Source organism: Salipiger sp. PrR007, assembly GCF_010499845.1.
GTDB classification, from domain to species: Bacteria; Pseudomonadota; Alphaproteobacteria; order Rhodobacterales; family Rhodobacteraceae; genus Salipiger; species Salipiger pacificus_A.
Window position 1 is genome coordinate 82,573 of sequence record NZ_JAAGOZ010000019.1, and the last position, 16,751, is coordinate 99,323.

17 protein-coding genes are annotated in these 16,751 nt (G+C 65.8%); 8 read left to right on the forward strand and 9 right to left on the reverse strand.

Going from position 1 to position 16,751, the window contains the following annotated elements; all coding sequences use genetic code 11:
• Positions 1-10 precede the first annotated feature (10 nt).
• From G0Q01_RS09425 to G0Q01_RS09435, 3 genes are all read left to right on the forward strand, one after another.
• On the forward strand, positions 11-400 hold the full coding sequence (locus tag G0Q01_RS09425) for an MbcA/ParS/Xre antitoxin family protein (protein ID WP_164192566.1): 390 nt from the start codon (positions 11-13) through the stop codon (positions 398-400).
• Positions 397-1,098: an RES family NAD+ phosphorylase gene (locus tag G0Q01_RS09430; RefSeq protein ID WP_164192570.1), complete on the forward strand. Its 702-nt coding sequence runs from the start codon at positions 397-399 to the stop codon at positions 1,096-1,098. Before G0Q01_RS09425 ends, G0Q01_RS09430 begins: the two co-directional genes overlap by 4 nt.
• 63 nt (positions 1,099-1,161) lie before the next feature.
• Entirely contained in the window at positions 1,162-1,464 is a 303-nt protein-coding gene (locus G0Q01_RS09435) for an ATP-binding protein (RefSeq protein WP_164192573.1), read from the forward strand.
• An 84-nt stretch (positions 1,465-1,548) separates the two neighbouring features.
• Here G0Q01_RS09435 and G0Q01_RS09440 read toward each other — a convergent pair whose 3' ends face one another.
• Positions 1,549-2,568: a LacI family DNA-binding transcriptional regulator gene (locus G0Q01_RS09440; RefSeq protein WP_164192576.1), complete on the reverse strand. Its 1,020-nt coding sequence runs from the start codon at positions 2,566-2,568 to the stop codon at positions 1,549-1,551.
• Positions 2,569-2,803: 235 nt separating this feature from the next.
• Between G0Q01_RS09440 and G0Q01_RS09445 the strand changes: the two genes are divergently transcribed.
• From G0Q01_RS09445 to G0Q01_RS09465, 5 genes are all read left to right on the forward strand, one after another.
• The gene (locus tag G0Q01_RS09445) at positions 2,804-3,838 is read left to right on the forward strand and encodes a sugar ABC transporter substrate-binding protein (protein ID WP_164192579.1); all 1,035 of its coding nucleotides are present in this window, start codon (positions 2,804-2,806) and stop codon (positions 3,836-3,838) included.
• 62 nt (positions 3,839-3,900) lie between these two features.
• Complete coding sequence (locus G0Q01_RS09450) at positions 3,901-4,677, forward strand: ATP-binding cassette domain-containing protein (protein WP_164192582.1); 777 nt, start codon at positions 3,901-3,903, stop codon at positions 4,675-4,677.
• Positions 4,674-5,906 carry a sugar ABC transporter permease gene (locus tag G0Q01_RS09455; RefSeq protein WP_164192586.1) on the forward strand — a complete coding sequence of 411 codons (1,233 nt, stop codon included), beginning with the start codon at positions 4,674-4,676 and terminating at the stop codon, positions 5,904-5,906. The genes G0Q01_RS09450 and G0Q01_RS09455 overlap by 4 nt, the downstream gene beginning before the upstream one ends.
• Before the next feature lie 10 nt (positions 5,907-5,916).
• The gene (locus G0Q01_RS09460) at positions 5,917-6,639 is read left to right on the forward strand and encodes an SDR family oxidoreductase (RefSeq protein WP_164192589.1); all 723 of its coding nucleotides are present in this window, start codon (positions 5,917-5,919) and stop codon (positions 6,637-6,639) included.
• A 1-nt stretch (position 6,640) separates the two neighbouring features.
• On the forward strand, positions 6,641-8,206 hold the full coding sequence (locus G0Q01_RS09465; protein ID WP_164192592.1) for an FGGY-family carbohydrate kinase: 1,566 nt from the start codon (positions 6,641-6,643) through the stop codon (positions 8,204-8,206).
• On the opposite strand, the gene G0Q01_RS26810 is transcribed toward G0Q01_RS09465, so the two are convergent.
• From G0Q01_RS26810 to G0Q01_RS09500, 8 genes are all read right to left on the reverse strand, one after another.
• On the reverse strand, positions 8,166-8,837 hold the full coding sequence (locus G0Q01_RS26810) for a GMC family oxidoreductase (protein WP_370457215.1): 672 nt from the start codon (positions 8,835-8,837) through the stop codon (positions 8,166-8,168). The genes G0Q01_RS09465 and G0Q01_RS26810 overlap by 41 nt on opposite strands.
• A gap of 261 nt (positions 8,838-9,098) precedes the next feature.
• Entirely contained in the window at positions 9,099-9,635 is a 537-nt protein-coding gene (locus G0Q01_RS26815; protein ID WP_370526704.1) for a GMC family oxidoreductase N-terminal domain-containing protein, read from the reverse strand.
• A gap of 35 nt (positions 9,636-9,670) precedes the next feature.
• Complete coding sequence (locus G0Q01_RS09475; protein ID WP_370457212.1) at positions 9,671-11,167, reverse strand: FGGY-family carbohydrate kinase; 1,497 nt, start codon at positions 11,165-11,167, stop codon at positions 9,671-9,673.
• A complete protein-coding gene (locus tag G0Q01_RS09480) occupies positions 11,160-12,002 on the reverse strand; it encodes a class I fructose-bisphosphate aldolase (RefSeq protein ID WP_164192595.1) in 843 nt (280 codons plus the stop codon). Before G0Q01_RS09480 ends, G0Q01_RS09475 begins: the two co-directional genes overlap by 8 nt.
• Entirely contained in the window at positions 11,975-13,720 is a 1,746-nt protein-coding gene (locus G0Q01_RS09485) for a glycerol-3-phosphate dehydrogenase/oxidase (RefSeq protein WP_164192598.1), read from the reverse strand. Before G0Q01_RS09485 ends, G0Q01_RS09480 begins: the two co-directional genes overlap by 28 nt.
• Positions 13,721-13,780: 60 nt before the next feature.
• A complete protein-coding gene (locus G0Q01_RS09490; protein WP_235939935.1) occupies positions 13,781-14,764 on the reverse strand; it encodes an aldo/keto reductase in 984 nt (327 codons plus the stop codon).
• Between the two features lies 1 nt (position 14,765).
• On the reverse strand, positions 14,766-15,746 hold the full coding sequence (locus G0Q01_RS09495) for a sugar-binding transcriptional regulator (RefSeq protein WP_164192604.1): 981 nt from the start codon (positions 15,744-15,746) through the stop codon (positions 14,766-14,768).
• Entirely contained in the window at positions 15,743-16,750 is a 1,008-nt protein-coding gene (locus G0Q01_RS09500; RefSeq protein ID WP_164192607.1) for an ABC transporter permease, read from the reverse strand. Before G0Q01_RS09500 ends, G0Q01_RS09495 begins: the two co-directional genes overlap by 4 nt.
• Between the last annotated feature and the right edge of the window lies 1 nt (position 16,751).

Genomic DNA, 16,751 nt, shown 5'->3' on the forward strand with positions numbered 1-16,751 from the left:
GGAGATCGAGATGCACGTCATCGCCAAGACCCGGGAACCTGCACAGATCAACGCCGTCGCCCTCAAGGCCTACGCGCGCATCGCCGATGCCTGGGCGCTGAGCGTGAAGGAGGCGGCGGGCCTTGCGGACATGTCGGAAAGCACCTGGAAGCGCGCCCGGAAACCCGATTTCGCAGGCGAGCTGACCAAGGACCAGCTGCTGCGGCTCAGCGCGGTGATCGGCATCTACAAGTCCCTCGAACTCTATTTCTCGGATCCGCTCGCGCGGAGCTGGTTCACCCGGCCGAACGCCGGCCCGCTCTTCGGCGGCAGCCGGCCGATCGATGCCGCAGTCGAGGGCGGCTTGCCGCAGATCCTCGCGATCCGCACCTACCTCGACGCGCTGCGGGGTGGCGCGTGAAACAGACCGAGATCTCGGATCGCGGCCTCGTGCGCCTCCTGCCCGCCACCTACCACAAGCCGCCCGCGCTGCGCGGCCTCGTGGACAGCGACGACGAACTCGAGATCCTCGCCGAGATTGAGGGGCTGACCAGCGGCCGCCTTCAGGCCGAGCGGGGCAGGAACCCGCATATCGACCCGCGCGAGCTTGCCTGGCGCCGCCGCAGCCACGACCTGCGCATCTATGGAGAGACCCATGTCAACGCGGCCTTCACCTATACGCGGGCGGGTGGCAATCGCTTCAACTCCGAGGAGCGCGGGGCCTGGTACTGCGCTTGGGACGTCATGGTCTCGGTCAGCGAGGTCGCGTGGCACCGGACACGGGAACTCGGCTACATCGGCTGTTTCGAGGACAGCGCCCGCTACGTCGAGATGCTGGCGGATTTCATCGGCACCTTCGATGACATCACCGACGATCCGGGCCATCCTGCGCTGCGCCCCGAACCGGAGATCGGATACCCCGAGGGCCAGAGCCTCGCCCAGCACCTGCGGCGCGAAGGCTCGCGGGGGCTGATCTACCCCTCGGTTCGCGCGCCCGTGCCGGGGGGCAATTGCCTCGTGTGCTTCGAGCCCCGCGCCATACAGAACGTCCGCCCGGGGGCGTCCTGGGACCTCGTCTGGGAGGGCTCGCCCGACTATTCGGTCGTCGCGGTGACCTGACCCCCCATCGGGGCTGATCCCGTTACTTGCCCGATCCAGAGTTCCAAATTCGGGTGTGAGAAAGTGGATTTTCCTTATGCGCCGCGCAATCTGCTGGAGAATGCCGTGAAATACGGGGGCAGCGCGGAGGTCGATTTCCGCAAGACGCGAGACATGGTCCACGTCATCATCCGCGCCCCCGGCCCCGGCATCCCGGACCATCTGCTCGATGAGGTATTCCGACCTTTCTACCGCATCGATGCGGCACGCGGTGCTGCGCAGGGCAGCGTTGGTCCGGGACTGTCCATCGTCCGCGCCGACGCCCATGAACGCAGCCAAGGCCAGACGCGGTCAGCCTTGGTTTGCCATGTTGTTCAGCCGTCTTGATCGATCCGCTTACGGTAGTGTGCCAACGGGTATCTTTCGAGGAGGCTTTGCGCCGCTTCAAACCCGCCTTGGACGTTGCTGCGATTAAGTGTGCGGCAGACGGAGAATGCAGGGCACTTTTGTCACGTCGATCGGCGCATTGGCGAGGTCACCCATCCGCGCCACCAATGCCGCGATGAGGCTCGGAACATCCTGCTCGACCATGCCGACATTCTGCGGCAGCAAAGCGCCGAAAGGATCGTAGTCGAAGCTGCCGTAGCGCATTCCGGCGGCCTCGGCCGGCGGCAGCGACTGCATCCATTGCACCACGCCTTCGAGGGTGATGGTCGAATTCACGAAGATACCCCGGGCGCGCGCTGGCATCCTTTCCAAGACCGCGCGCGCCTTCTCGGGGGCGTAGCCCGGCATCAGGACGTTGCCTTCGGGTACCTCGATCCCGCGCGCTGCGTGGGCGTCGAGGAAGCCGCGCCGCCGTTCCTTGGTGTTGTGATCATCGAGGCGGCCACCGATGAAGACCAGCGGCGCCCTGGACCCCAGGTCTCGCTCGCAAGCGTCGAGGATGACGTTCGTGAGATCCAGGGCACCAGAGTAGCTGTCGGAAATGATCGACGGCGCGCGGCCGCCCGGCAGATCGAGGTTGATCGTCGCGACCCCATTGGCAGCGCAAAGCTCGGCGATATGGTCAGGATTTGTTGCGCCACAGGCCACCAGGCAATCGACCTGGTAGGATAGCAGACCGCGCGCCGCCTCGACCTCAAGATCGGGGTCGCGCTGCGTGCAGGTGATGACGGGAAAGAGACCTTCGGCGCGTGCGGCCTCCTCGAAGCGCTCCGCGATCGCGCCGAAGAAGCGGTTGTCGTATTTCGGGATGATCATGCCGACGATGTTGGATTTCTCGCGGCGCAAGACACTGGCCTGGATGTTGAGCGCGTAGCCATTTTCCTCGGCAGCGCTCAGCACGCGATCGGCGAGCTTCTGGCTGATTCTGCGCTTCTTCCATGATCCGTTGAGCACGGAGGAGACGGCGGTAGGAGAGGTGCCGACGATCCTGGCCAAATCGTAGATCGTTGTCCGCTTTGAGGAAATTCCGTCACCGGCCGTCATGAGAGTGCCTCTCGCAAAGAGTGTTCATTCAGCGATCTTGACAGGATCGAAGGTCGAGAGCAATTATGCTCTATCGGTTGAGCATCGCAATAATATCATGCTCGTCCGATAGAGCGTCCAAAGATGGCGCGCTGGGAGGAGGAACTTGTTCTGGGTGCTGCCGGGCCGCTTGTCCGGAGGACTCCCTTCTTGTGCGCTGCCCGCAGGGCCGGTCTGACATGACAGGAGGAGTAACATGACCCAGACCCGTTTTCTCGCCGCATCCGCGCTGGCGATCGCATCCGCGACCATGGCGCATGCAGAGGCGACCGTCGCCTTTCTGATGCCCGATCAGGCATCCACCCGTTACGAACAGCACGACTATCCCGGCTTCAAGGCCGCCATGGACAAGCTCTGCCCCGACTGCACGGTGATCTACCAGAATGCCAACGCCGACGTGGCCCTGCAGCAGCAGCAGTTCAACTCGGTGATCGCCCAGGGCGCGAAAGTCGTCGTGCTCGATCCGGTCGACAGTTCCGCCGCAGCGGCACTGGTGCAGATCGCGCACTCCCAAGACGTCAAGGTCGTGGCCTATGACCGGCCGATCCCCGATGTGCCGGCGGATTTCTACGTGTCCTTCGACAACGAGGGCATCGGTCGGGCCATTGCGCAATCCCTGGTCGACCACCTCAAGGCGTCGGGCGTCGCCGAGGGCGAAGGCGTGCTGCAGATCAACGGCTCGCCCACCGACGCCGCTGCCGGGCTGATCCGCGATGGCATCGACTCCGCGCTCGACAATTCCGCCTACAAGACGCTTTCCGAATTCGACACCCCGGACTGGGCCCCGCCGAAGGCGCAGGAGTGGGCGGCCGGCCAGATCACCCGCTTCGGCCCTGAAATCAAGGGCATCGTGGCCGCCAACGATGGCACTGCTGGCGGCGCGATCGCGGCGATGAAAGCGGCCGGCGTCGATCCGCTGCCGCCTGTGACCGGCAATGACGCCACCATCGCAGCGCTGCAGCTCATCATCGCGGGCGACCAGTACAACACGATCTCCAAGCCCTCGGAGATCGTCGCTGAGGCAGCGGCAGAAGTGGCGATGAAGCTTGTCAACGGCGAAGAGCCGGAGGCCACCACAACGCTCTACGACACGCCCTCGCAGCTGTTCGTCCCGGCGGTCGTAACGCAGGAGAACATCAAGTCCGAGATTTTCGACAAGGGAATCCAGACCGCTTCCGAGGTCTGCACCGGCGAATACGCCGACCCCTGCGCCGAGCTGGGCATCGAGTAATCTCCGGTCAGGAGATCGCCGGGGGCAGCACGTTGCCCCCGGTAAAACAGGGAGGAGAAAACATGGAACAGGGTGAACTGATCCTGAAACTGCGCGGCGTGTCGAAGCAGTTCGGCGCGGTGACCGCGCTCAAGGACATCGAGCTGGATGTGCATGCAGGCGAGGTCGTCGCCCTGGTCGGCGACAACGGCGCAGGCAAGTCGACGCTGGTCAAGACGCTCGCGGGCGTGCACCAGCCGACCTCCGGAACCATCGAGTGGTGCGGCACGCCCGTCAGTCTCGACAGCCCCGGCACCGCGCTCGCGCTTGGCATCGCCACCGTTTTCCAGGATCTGGCGCTGTGCGAAAACCTCGATGTGGTTGCCAACCTCTTCCTGGGTCACGAGCTGAACCGTTGGGCGTTGGATGAAGTCGAAATGGAGGTTCGCGCCTGGACACTTTTGCAGGAGCTTGCCGCCCGCATTCCTTCGGTCCGTGAGCCGATCGCCTCGCTCTCGGGCGGCCAGCGCCAGACCGTGGCCATTGCCCGTTCGCTGCTGCTCGATCCCAAGATCATCATGCTGGACGAGCCGACCGCCGCGCTTGGCGTCGCGCAGACCGCCGAGGTTCTGAACCTCATCGAGCGCGTCCGGGAGCGCGGGCATGGCGTTATCCTCATTTCGCACAACATGGAGGATGTGCGCGCCGTTGCCGACCGGATCGTCGTCCTGCGCCTCGGCCAGAACAACGGCGTGTTCACCGCCGAAACCTCTCATCAGGAACTGGTCGCCGCGATCACCGGCGCCTCTGAAAACTCGGTCTCTCGCCGCCTGGCCCGCAAGCAAGGAGAAGTCGCATGAGCGGCGCCCAACTCGACCGCGCCGATACGCGCGTCCGCCATGACGAAGGTCTCTCCGGTGCGCTGCGTGCCTTCTTCGACCGCGTCCGATCCGGCGACCTCGGAATGCTGCCAGTCTTCATCGGCCTGCTGCTGATCACACTGGTGTTCTCGTCCCTGAACCCGGTGTTTCTTGCGCCGAACAACCTCGTGAACCTGCTGTTCGACGCCGCCGCTATCGGCCTGATCTCGCTTGGTGTCGTCTGCGTGCTGCTGCTGGGCGAAATCGACCTCTCGATCGGCTCGATGTCCGGCCTGTCCTCGGCGTTGGTCGGTGTTCTCTGGGTGAACTCGGGCCTGCCGATGATGCTCGCCATCCTCGGGGCGGTCCTTGCAGGTGCGGCCGTGGGCTTCGTCTATGGCTTTCTGCGCAATAAGTTCGAGATGCCGTCCTTTGTCGCCACGCTCTCAGGGCTGCTGGCATTGCTTGGCCTGCAACTCTACCTGCTGGGGGCCACGGGCTCGATCAACCTGCCCTATACTTCGCCGCTGGTGAAATTCGGCCAGATCCTCATCATGCCCGCGTGGCTGTCCTATCTCGCGGCGATCCTGCCGGGCGTATTGATGGTCTTTTCGGGGCTGAAGACGATGAATCGCCGGCGTGACGCCAACCTCTCCAGCCCGGGACTGTCGGTGCTGCTGGTGAAGGCCGGCGTGCTCTCCGTGGCTCTCATCGGCTGCGTCGCCTATCTCGAGCAGGGTCGCGGCGTGCCCTACATGTTCGGTGTCTTCACCCTCTTCGTCGTCGCGCTCGACTATGCGCTGCGCCGCACGCAGTGGGGGCGCTCCATGTTCGCCGTGGGTGGCAATGCGGAGGCCGCGCGCCGCTCTGGCATCCCGGTGAAGAAGATCCGCCTTTCGGCCTTCATGCTCTGTTCGTCGCTGGCGGCTCTTGGGGGCGTCTTCGCGGCCTCCCGCCTCGCCTCCGCCTCGCAACAGGCCGGCACGGGCGACGTGAACCTGAACGCGATCGCCGCGGCGGTCATCGGGGGCACCTCGCTCTTCGGCGGCCGTGGCTCCGCCTGGTCGGCGCTGCTCGGGATCATCGTGATCCAGGCCATTTCCAACGGTCTCACACTGCTGAACCTTTCCTCGAGCCTTCGCTACATGATCACCGGCGGCGTCCTCGCGATTGCCGTGATCGTCGACAGCCTCGCCCGTCGCTCCCGTGCCTCGCATGGCCGCGCATAAGGACAAGACCATGAAACTGAAAGGCAAAGCGGCCGCGATCACCGGCGCGGCCAGCGGCATCGGCCTCGCCTGCGCCAAGGCGCTTCTGGCGGAAGGCGCCAGGGTCGTGCTCATCGATCGCGACTCCGAGAAACTTTCCCGGCTCTGCAGCAAGCTGGGCGAGAACGCCCATCCCCTCGTGCTCGATCTTTTCGACGGGCCCGCGGTTTCGGCCATGGTTCCGCGGATCGAGGACCTCGTCGGCCCGCTCGACATCTTCCACGCCAACGCCGGTGCCTACGTTGGCGGCCCCGCAGCCGAGGGCGACCCGGATGCCTGGGACCGGATGCTGAACCTGAACATCAATGCGGCCTTCCGCTGCGTGAATGCCGTCCTCCCTGGCATGATCGCGCGAAAGTCGGGCGACGTCCTGTTCACCTCATCGGTGGCAGGCGTCGTCCCGGTCGTCTGGGAACCGATCTACACGGCCTCGAAATTCGCCGTGCAGGCCTTTCTGCACACGACGCGACGCCAGGTGTCCCAGCATGGCATCCGGATGGGCGCGGTCCTGCCCGGCCCGGTGGTCACGGCGCTGCTCGACGACTGGCCGAAGGAAAAGATGGAAGAGGCGCTTGCGAACGGCTCGCTGATGCAGCCGGAAGAAGTGGCCGCGGCGGTCGTCTTCATGCTCACCCGCCCCAAGGGCGTGGTGATCCGTGACATGGTCATTCTGCCCAACAGCGTGGACCTCTGACATGCATCTGATCGGCATTGACGTGGGCACGGGCTCGGCAAGGGCGGGTGTCTTCGACGCGCAGGGGGTGTTGAAGGGCACCGCCTCGCAGCAGGTCGCGCTCTGGAAGGGCCCGGGCAACCGCGTGGAGCAATCCTCCGACGACATCTGGTCTGCAGTCTGCACCGCCGTGAGCGAGGCGGTCGCGGCCGCCCGGGTCGATCCGGCAAGCATCGGCGGCATCGGAGTTGATGCCACCTGCTCGCTGGTGATCCTCGGGGAGGGAGGCGTGCCGCTGCCCGTTGAAGCGGACAGGAACATCATCGTCTGGATGGATCATCGCGCCACCGAACAGGCGGCACGGATCAACGCCCTCGGCCATCCCGTGCTCGACTACGTCGGAGGCGTCATTTCGCCCGAGATGGAGACCCCCAAACTGCTCTGGCTCAAGGAACATGCGCCAGAGGTCTATGCCGCCGCATGGCAGTTCATGGACCTCACGGATTTCCTGACGTGGAAGGCGTCGGGGGATCTGTCTCGCTCGATCTGCACGGTCACCTGCAAGTGGACCTACCTGGGTCACGAAGGGGGCTGGGACGCGAGCTACTTTGAAAAAGTCGGCCTCGGCGACCTCGGCAAGGACGGCTTCACCCGTATTGGCAGCCGCGTCGTCGCTGCGGGAACCGCGCTCGGCACAGGCCTCACGGCGGAGGCGGCGGCGCAAATGGGTCTGCCGGAGGGAACACCCGTTGGCGCGGGGTTGATCGACGCACATGCGGGAGGCCTCGGCACCGTCGGCACGAGCGGCGATCCGACGGGCGATCTCGCCTATGTCTTCGGCACCTCGTCCTGCACGATGACCACCACGGAGACGCCGGCTTTCGTGCGTGGTGTCTGGGGGCCGTACCACTCGGCGATGATCCCCGGCATGTGGCTCAACGAAGGCGGGCAATCCGCGGCGGGCGCGGCCGTCGACCAGCTGATCGACCATCACCCCTACGCGACCGAGGGGCATGAGCTCGCAGCGGCGGCCGGTCAGAGCCTGCCGTCCTGGCTCGCGGATCATGTCGATGACCGGGAGGTTCTCGAGCGCGTCCAAGGTGTCCACGTGGTGCCGGAGGTGCTCGGCAACCGCGCGCCTCACGCCGATCCGCACCGCCGCGCCACGATCATGGGGATCGGCATGGAGCGCGACCTCGACAGCTTGCTGGCACTCTACCTCGCGACGATCTGCGGCCTCGGCTACGGGCTGCGCCAGATCATCGAGGCCCAAAGCGCCGCCGGCGCAGAGATCGCCCGCATCGCGATCAGTGGCGGCGCGGGCCGGCATCCGGTGATCCGCCAAATCCTTGCAGATACCACCGGCAAGCCCGTGGTTGCTCCGGAGTCCGCGGAACCTGTCCTGCTTGGCGCCGCCATGCTCGGCGCCTTGGCGGGCGCGCGCTACGAAGATGCCGCCGGCGCCATGACGGCAATGTCGCGCAGCGGCGGCATCAATCTTCCAAGCCCGGACGCGGTTGCGAAGCATCTGGAGCGCTATGCCGTGTTCAAGGAGCTTCAAGCCATTGCAGCCGCGGCAGTTCCCTGACGCGCAGCGTGGGGTCGACAACCGCCGCCGCGTCGCTGCCCATCCGGCAGGTGCCGGCCGGGTGGAAGATGGGTGTTGCTATGTTTCCCGCCGCCTCCAGCAGATCTTGATCGCTCTCGGCGGCCGGGCCCGGCAGGATCTCCTGCGGCGCACAGGGGGCCATAGCGCGGGCCTTCATGATCTGCCGCGCCTGCCGGATGGAAGCCAGCGCGATGCGCCGGTCCGCTTCGGCACTGAGATAGTTGAGGCGGATGACAGGCCGCCGGTCCGCCCCGGCGCTGATGGTATGGCTCGAGCCGATGCTCTCCGGCCGCAGGTTGCGGACCGAGACGGTGATGGCCGGGAAGTCGTGCAGTGGATCCCCCGGCTTGTCGGTGGCGAGCGGTTGGACGTGATACTCGAGGTCGGGCATGTCGAGCGAGGGGTCGGAGCGGGTGAACATGCCGAACTGGCTTGGCGCCATGGACATCGGCCCGCTGCGCCTGAGCGCGTATTCGGTCGCGATGCGCAGCTTAGCGCGCAGCGAATTCGCCACCTCGTTCAGCCTCACCGTGTTGCCGACGCGGAAGACGGTGCGGATCTGCAAATGGTCCTGCAGGTTCGCGCCGACCCCTGGCTGCGCATGGCGCACCTCCAACCCGTGATCTCCCGGGAGACCCGGATCGCCTATGCCCGAAAGTCCAACAGCTTGGGTGAATTGATCGCCCCCGCGGCGAAGAGGGCTTCGGGTTTCGCGCCCGCTTCATGCACGCGCCCCTTGTGGCGGAAACGGACGCCGGTCACCTGCCGCCCTCGATCACCACCTGCTGCGTTTCCGCATAGGTCATTACGCGAAGGTTCGGAAGCCTCAGGAATCCCTTAGCGGTGTTCCTGCGCATGCCATTGCGCTGGTTCACCTCGAAGAAGCCCAAGCCTTCATTGCTGCCATTTTGGAAATCGGCGCGGGGCTCGATGCCGAATTCCGTCGCGCCTTCCTGCACGGGGCGCAGGATTTCCCACTCCAGCTTCTGCCGCGACACCTTCCATTCGCCGCCGCCCCGTGCAGGGGGCTCGCCCCGGCGTGGTGGTCCTGGGACTTGATGAAATAGGGCAGCCCGTCGTCCGATGCCCAGCCCGGATTGCCGAGCTGCCGCCAGAGATCGTAGTCGGCGGCATGGCCGCGCATGCAGATCAGACCGTTGACCGAACTGCATCCCCCCAGAAGCGTGCCGCGCGGGTAGGCGAGGCGGCGGCCGTTGAGACCGGGCTCGGCGGCGGTGGTCATCATCCAGTCGGTGCGCGGATTGCCGACGCAATAGAGGTACCCGACGGCAATGTGCACCCAGTGATAATTGTCCGACCCGGCCGCTTCGAGCAGGAGCACGCGGCACTTCGGATCGGCGCTCAGCCGGTCGGCAAGAACGCAGCCTGCGGTTCCCGCCCCGAAGATGCTATGGCCTTGTCATGATGTCTGCCTCTGGTCCCTCACTCACGTGCCCAGAACGGACGCATGGCGTCGCGCAGGTCGAGATAGCGGAGGTAACGGGCATCGTAATGCGCCGCCAAGTCTGGGTTCGGCTCATAACTCGCACTGACCCGGGTCATGGCCGCGATGCCGCTTTCGTAGTTCTCGAAAAGCCCCGCGCCGACGCCCGCCCCGATGGCGGCACCAAGCGCACCGGTCTCCTGGGCCTCCGCGACGCGCACCGGAACCTGGATGCCGTCCGCGAACATCTGCGGCCAGACCGGGCTGCGCGCGCCGCCACCGGAAAGCGCCGCGTGATCGAAACACACGCCTGCGCGCTTTAGGGTCTCGATATGCCGCCGATGCTCGAACATGACGCCTTCCATCAGCGCGCGCAGCAGATGCCCTTCCGTGTGCCATCCGGCGATACCGTAGAAGCCGGCACGGAATTCCGCGCCCTCGCCCGATCCGTAGAGGAAGGGGTGAAACAGCGGGTCATCCTCGGCTGGCACCACCTCGGCGACCCGGGCATTGCAGTGGCCGAACGGATCGGGGTGATGCCCGCCCCGCTCGACGAATTCCCTCACGTACCATTCGAGATTGGCGGCGGAGGTGGCGCTGGATTCGATGTTAACGAAACGCTCGGGGCCGAAGCCAGCGACCATGAAGACGCTGTCGTTCACCACCGGGGCCGACGAGAACACCTGGTTGATGCTCCATGTCCCGACAATGATCGAAGCCTCGCCGGGGGCGACCACGCCCGAGCCCATGGCGCTTGAGACCACGTCGAAGAACCCGCCGATGACCGGCGTTCCCTCGGCGAGCCCCGTCCGCGCGGCGGCCACGGCGCTCACCCGGCCGGCGATCTCGCTGGGGTCGACGAGGCGGGGCAGCAGTCGCCGCGCGTCCGAGAGTCCGTAGAGGTCCAGAAGCGTGTCGTCATGGGCGCAGTCTGGCATCCGGAGCAGCCCGCATCCCGACATGTCCGAAGTGTCGCTGGTCAACTCGCCGGTGAGCCGGAAGTTGATGAAGTCCTTGCACAAGAGCAGCGTTCCGGCCTCGGCGTAGAGCTCGGGCAGGTTCTGCTTGACCCAGGCCAGGAGGGTGGGGGTCTGCGCGGACCATGGTTTCTGCAAGCAGATCGCGTGCAGGGCACCGCCCGACGCGTCGCCAAGCTGCGCCGCCACGCGCTGCCCACGGGTGTCCAGCGACTGGATCCCGATGAGCGGCGCGCCCGAGCCATCCAGAAGATAGAGCCCGTTGCCATGGCCTGCGCAGCCGATTGCCGCGATCTGCGACGGATCTATGCCGGCGCGCTCGATGCAAGTGCGGATCGCCACGCAGGCATTTTCCCAAAGTTCGTCGAGGTCGCGCTCGACATGGCCCGGCGCCGGTGTCGCGGACCGTCCGTCCAGCGCGTGCATGGCGATCTGCCTGCCCTCCAGGTCGAAGAGCACGGCCTTGATCACGGTGTTGCCGGCGTCGAGCCCCAGCAGATATGTCCTGTTGTCAGCCACGGTTGTAGATGTCCCATGCTTCTTCGCCGCCCGCACCCTGATGGATCATTGCCATCAGCGCCGCGACCACGGCCTTCGGGTTGGCATGCTGGTAGATGTTGCGGCCGTAGACCATGCCCTTGGCGCCTTGCGCCATGAGGGCGGCTGATTTCTCCAGCACATGGCGCAGGTCCTCCTTGCCGCCGCCGCGCACGAGCACCGGCACCCGCGCGGCCTCGACCACCCGGTGGAAATCCTCGGGATTGGCGGTCGGGTCGGCCTTGATGATGTCGGCTCCCATTTCCGAGGCAAGCCGGACAAGCGTCACGATCTTTTCCGCGTCGCCATCCACCTGGTATCCGCCGCGCACATCGTTGGGCAGCATCACCAGCGGCTCGATCATCAGCGGCATGCCGTACTTGTGGCAGGCGGCGCGCACGCGCGAGATATTCTCGATGCATTGACGGAACAGCTCGGGTTCATCGGGCAGCATGAACAGATTGACCACCACGGCGGCGGCATCCATCTCGAGCGCGCCGATGATCGGCTCGTCGGCATTCTGCAGCATCGACCACATCACGCGATGCCGCTGGTCGTTGTAGGGATTGCCCATGTCGATCCGCATGACCAGCGCGGGCTTGTCCTTCTCCGGGCGGCTCTGCAGCAGATCCGCCTGGCCATAGGCGCATTGGATCGCGTCTGGCCGCGCGCCGATCAGCGTGTCCATCACTGCGGCCATGTCCTCGAGGCCGGTCATGAAGCTCGGCTCGTTGCACACGCCGTGATCTATCGCCACGTCGAGGCACCCGCCATTCGTGAACAATCGGTTCATGCGGGCCTTGTTGCTAACACGCATTCGGTTCTCCTTTGCGTCGATCTCTGGTCCAGCACCTGCGGGGAGACCCCGTGGTAGCGGTGAAGCTCTTCCCCGAGCGCCGCGACTTCGGCGGCGCGCTGCTGCGCCGACCAGTCGAGCGCCCGGCCCATCGCGTCGGCGATGCGGTCGATCAGCTCGGCGCTGATCTGTCCGGTGATCGCCAGATCGCTGCGCCGTAGCACGACGTCCGACAGGTGCAGGGCGCGTTCATGCGCGGTCATCCAGGCAATCTCGGCGGCGGTCAGGGTGCAGCCGCCTGCCAGCGGCCGGTCGTCGGCACGGCCGGCGCAGAACACCAGAACATCCTGCGCGCGGGTTCCGTAGGTTTCGGCCATGCGCGCGGCGCGCTTTTCCGAAACACCGAAGTGTCGGATCAGCGTCTGCCGGAGCGCGGCGCTGCCGGGAAAGTCGCGCCCGCCGCCGATCGGCAAGGTCCCGGTGTGCGCCACGCGGACGCGCCCAAGCTCGGCCAGCACGACGTCGGTCGTCTGCTCGGCAAAGGCGCGGAAGGTCGTCCACTTGCCCCCGACCATGCAGATCTGCGGCACCGTGCCGTCGATCCGGTGGGTAAAATGCCCGCGCGAGATGCGGCCGGTGAAGGCGTGGTTGCTTTGGGGCAGGGGCCGTATCCCGCTGTAGCTGAAGACGATGTCCTGCTCCGCGATCGGGAGGTCGGGAAAGACCCGCCCGACGGCCTCAAGGATATACCGGCGCTCCGGCTCGGTGCAGGCGGTCCGCGTCGGCGTCTCGACGCGGATGTCGGTGGAGCCGGCAAGCACCTTGCCAAGGTAGGGAAAGATGATGCAGACCCGCCCGTCGGAGTTCTCGAAGAAGATCATGTGACCGCCGAGCGCCGCGTGCAGCGCGGGATTGTCGAGGATGAGATGCGATCCCTTCGTGCCCGACACCATCGGGGCGTCGTTCCCCACGCTGTCCCCGAGGTCCCGCCGCACCTCGTCGAGCCAGGCACCGGCGGCATTGACCACCAGCCGCGCCGCGACGGGCAGGGTTTCTCCGGCTTCGCGATCGGTGAGCATGAATTGATCCCCGTCGCGGGTGATTTCGGCATAGGTCAGGGCAATCGACTCCGGCGCCATCCGCGCGGTGTCGTCCACGAGCTCGAGCCCAAGGCGTTCGGGATAGGAAATCCAAGCATCGTGATAGGAGGCCGAGCACCGCACCTCCGGAGAGAGAGCCGGCCATTTGTCACGCGTCGCCCGGCCGTTCCGGAACTGGTGCGGGGGCAGGGCGCGACGCCTGCGGGTGACCAGGTCGTAGAGCGTCAGTCCGATCTTCACCGGAAGCGCACCGCGCCGCGCGGGCTTTCCGGAATGGCCAAGGAACCCCGCCGCCGCATTGAACATGCCCGAAAAGACCGAGCTGATGGGGATCGTGGTGGGCAGCGGCCCGACGAGATGCGGCGCGTTGCGCAGCAGGGCGTCGCGCTCGGCGAGCGACTCCTTCACCAGCCCGAATTCGCCGTTCTCGAGATAGCGCAGGCCGCCGTGGATCATCCTCGAGGGGGCTGCGCTGCACCCCGAGCAGAAGTCGTTCCGCTCCACCAGCAACACCCGCAGGCCCTGCAGCGCAAGCTCGCGATAGACGCCAAGCCCGTTGATGCCGCCGCCGATGACGAGCACGTCGAATATGGCGTTCTCGCGGATCTTGTCGAAACTGTCGTGTCGTTCCAAAGGCATTCCTCCTCCGTTCGCCGGAGAAATTCTCCGGCGCTGGATGGGTCGGCGGGGGTTGGGCGGTCAGCCGTCGAGGTCGATGAGGTGGCGCGCCCCGGCGGTCGAGATCGCGGTGAGGTCCTCCGGCGTCAGGCGCATGCGGCCCGCGGCCGCATTCTCGCGGGCCTGTTCCGCGGTACGCGCACCGCACAGCGAGAAGGTGATGCCGGGCTGTTGCACGGTCCAGGCGATCACCGTCTGCGCCAGGGTCGCATCATGCGCCTCGGCGATCGGCGCGATCTCCTCCATGAAGGCCGCGATCTTGCGTCGGTTGCCCTGCGAGAAGCGCGGATTGTCCCGGCGCTGGTCGTCTCCGGAAAAGACTCTGTCCGGCCCGACCTTGCCGCTGAGCAGCCCAAGCGCGAGCGACGAGTAGCTCAGCACCGAAACCCCGTGCTCGTGACAGAGCGGAAGGAGCGATTGCTCGAGATCGCGCTTGAGCATGCTGTACTCTTCCTGCACCGCGTCGAGCTGTCCCGCGGCGAGATACGCCGTGATATCCGCCGGCGTGGTGTTGCTTGCACCGATGGAGCGGATCTTGCCCTGCGCCTTCAGGGACTCAAGCGCCTCCATCGTCTCTTCGATCGGGGTGGTCGGGTCCTGCCAATGGGTGATGTAATGGTCGATGTGGTCGGTCCTGAGCCGCTTCAGGCTCTGTTCGACCTCGTGGATGATCGCGTCCTTGCCAAGGTAGCGATGCACCGGCTGGCCGTCGTAGTCGAAGAAACGGTTGCCCTTCGTCGTGTGCCACACCAGCCCGCATTTCGTCGCCAGCACGACCTTGTCGCGCCGCCCCACGAGGGCCTTGCCGACGATCTCCTCGGCCAGCCCCTGCCCGTAGGCGGGCGCCGTGTCGATCAGGCTCACACCCTCGTCGACAGAGGTCTGGATGGCAGCGATCGAGGCGGTCTCCTCGGTGCCACCCCACATCCAGCCGCCAATCGCCCAGGTTCCGAGTCCGATCACCGAAGCCTCGATCCCCGATCTTCCGATTTGGCGCGTCAGCATCTCATGCGGCATGTTCAGACCCTTTCATCTGCGCGAGGACCGCAGCGGCAGTCTCCTCGTCAACTACAAGTGAATTCAGAAGTTTTCCGTTCAGCACCGCCTGGATCGGGCGCGCCTTCTGCACGCCGGAAGCGACGCCGATCACGGTGCGGCAGGTCGCCGTGTCATGCGGATGCAGGGCCACGAGGCGCTGGTTGCGTTCGTAGTCCGCCACCTGCCCGTTGATGCCAATCAAATGCGCCATGAACTCGGCGGCGATCCCCATGCCCACGAGCATCTTGCGATCGGCCTCGGGCACCGGATTGAGGTCGTAGTAGCTCGATCCGCGCGGCTCGACCGAGCCGATGCCGGTGAGCGCGACATTAGCGGTGCGCGCAAGGTCGAAGACCTGCTTGATCGGCGCCATGCCGGTCAGCATGTCCCGCTGCGCCCGGTTCTCGGCAAAGAGCGGCGCGTGGATCAGGATCGGCTTGCCGCCGAGCCGTTCGGCCATGCGCGTCACGAGATGGTTCACATCGGTGTAGAATTTGCCCTGCACCCCGCCGGTGAGTGGCACGACGGTGACGTCGAGCGGCTGCTCGGGTGACAGGTTCTCGACGACCGCGCTGACCGCCTTGCCGCCCGTGATCGCGATGACATCGCCGTCGCGCAGGGTCTCGAGCAGGAGGTTGGCTGCGGCGCGGCCGACTTGGTGAAGCGTGGTGTCGGCGTTGCCCGAGACCGTGGGCGTCACCCGTGCCGCGTCGAGCGCGGTCGACGCCACCAGGTTCTGTTCGATGTCCGAGAGGCGCTGGAACGGGCTCTTGATGTCGATCTGCACCATGCCGAGCCTGCGGCCCTGCGCGATCAGCCGGTTCACCTTCGAGGTTGACAGGTTGAGCTTCGCGGCGATCTCGGACTGCTTCACCCCCTCCACGAAGTGCAGCACGAGCACGGTGTGAATCTGGCGGATGAGATCGAAGTCGGGAGACGGTTCGGTCATGCCTTGCCTCCCGCGTCGCGCTTCTTGTTCAGGTAGTGATCGATGGAGACCGCGGTGAGCAGGATCGACCCGCGGATGATGTCCTGCCAGTAGACCGACACGTCGAGCAGCGAGAGCGAGCTCGATACGACCGACAGCAGCGCCGCCCCCAGGATCGCGCCGAAGATCGTGCCGGAGCCCCCGTTGAGGCTCGCCCCGCCGATCACCGCCGCGGCGATCACGTTGAGTTCCATGCCCAGACCGAAGGTTGGCTGGGCCGAGCCGAAGCGGGCCATGTAGATGATCCCGGCGATGCCGCAAAGCGTCGAACAGAGCGTCGTGGTGAGGAAGATCACTCGCTTGGTCCGGATCCCCGAATAGGCGGCGGCCTTCTCGTTGCTGCCGGTATAAAACACCTTGCGGAAGGCAGTGCTGCGCCGGAGCATGAAGTCAAAGCACAGGACCACCACCAGGAAGACGATGATCACCAGCGGCACCGGCCCGATCGAGCCCTGGCCGATGAACTTGAATTCCGGCGGCAGCGTGAACAACCCGAGCGGACGACCGCCGGTGAAGAGAAGACAGGCCCCGCGCGCGATCACCATTACCGCTAGGGAGACGATGAAGTGGTGCAGCCCGATCCGGGTCACGAAAAAGCCCATGAAGGCCCCGATCCCGGTGCAGGCGGCGATCGCCACCAGCGAGGCGAGCCAAGGGTCGACACCTGCGAGGAAGAGCGATCCGGCGATGACCATCGCCAGCGCGGTGACAGAGCCGACCGAGAGGTCGATGCCGCCCGAGATCAGCAGGATCGTCATGCCCACCACCACGATGCCTTCGACGGCAAAGGCCATGACCATCGCGCGCATGTTCACCCAAGTCAGGAAGTAGGGCGATGCGAAGGACATGGCGACGAAGAGCGCCAGGATGATCAGGATCAGCCCGGTCTCGCGCATCCTGAGAAACTTCTTCACCGGGTTCGCTCCCTGCTTGGCGGCTGCGGTCAGTTCGATTGAGTTTTCCACG

Excerpts from the sequence above, each read along its gene's own strand:
- G0Q01_RS09480 (WP_164192595.1), bottom strand. The coding sequence starts at position 12,002 with ATGCGTGTTAGCAACAAGGCCCGCATGAACCGATTGTTCACGAATGGC.
- G0Q01_RS09445 (WP_164192579.1), top strand. The coding sequence starts at position 2,804 with ATGACCCAGACCCGTTTTCTCGCCGCATCCGCGCTGGCGATCGCATCC.
- G0Q01_RS09495 (WP_164192604.1), bottom strand. The coding sequence starts at position 15,746 with ATGACCGAACCGTCTCCCGACTTCGATCTCATCCGCCAGATTCACACC.
- G0Q01_RS09460 (WP_164192589.1), top strand. The coding sequence starts at position 5,917 with ATGAAACTGAAAGGCAAAGCGGCCGCGATCACCGGCGCGGCCAGCGGC.
- G0Q01_RS09450 (WP_164192582.1), top strand. The coding sequence starts at position 3,901 with ATGGAACAGGGTGAACTGATCCTGAAACTGCGCGGCGTGTCGAAGCAG.
- G0Q01_RS09440 (WP_164192576.1), bottom strand. The coding sequence starts at position 2,568 with ATGACGGCCGGTGACGGAATTTCCTCAAAGCGGACAACGATCTACGAT.
- G0Q01_RS09425 (WP_164192566.1), top strand. The coding sequence starts at position 11 with ATGCACGTCATCGCCAAGACCCGGGAACCTGCACAGATCAACGCCGTC.
- G0Q01_RS09485 (WP_164192598.1), bottom strand. The coding sequence starts at position 13,720 with ATGCCTTTGGAACGACACGACAGTTTCGACAAGATCCGCGAGAACGCC.
- G0Q01_RS09455 (WP_164192586.1), top strand. The coding sequence starts at position 4,674 with ATGAGCGGCGCCCAACTCGACCGCGCCGATACGCGCGTCCGCCATGAC.
- G0Q01_RS09490 (WP_235939935.1), bottom strand. The coding sequence starts at position 14,764 with ATGCTGACGCGCCAAATCGGAAGATCGGGGATCGAGGCTTCGGTGATC.
- G0Q01_RS09465 (WP_164192592.1), top strand. The coding sequence starts at position 6,641 with ATGCATCTGATCGGCATTGACGTGGGCACGGGCTCGGCAAGGGCGGGT.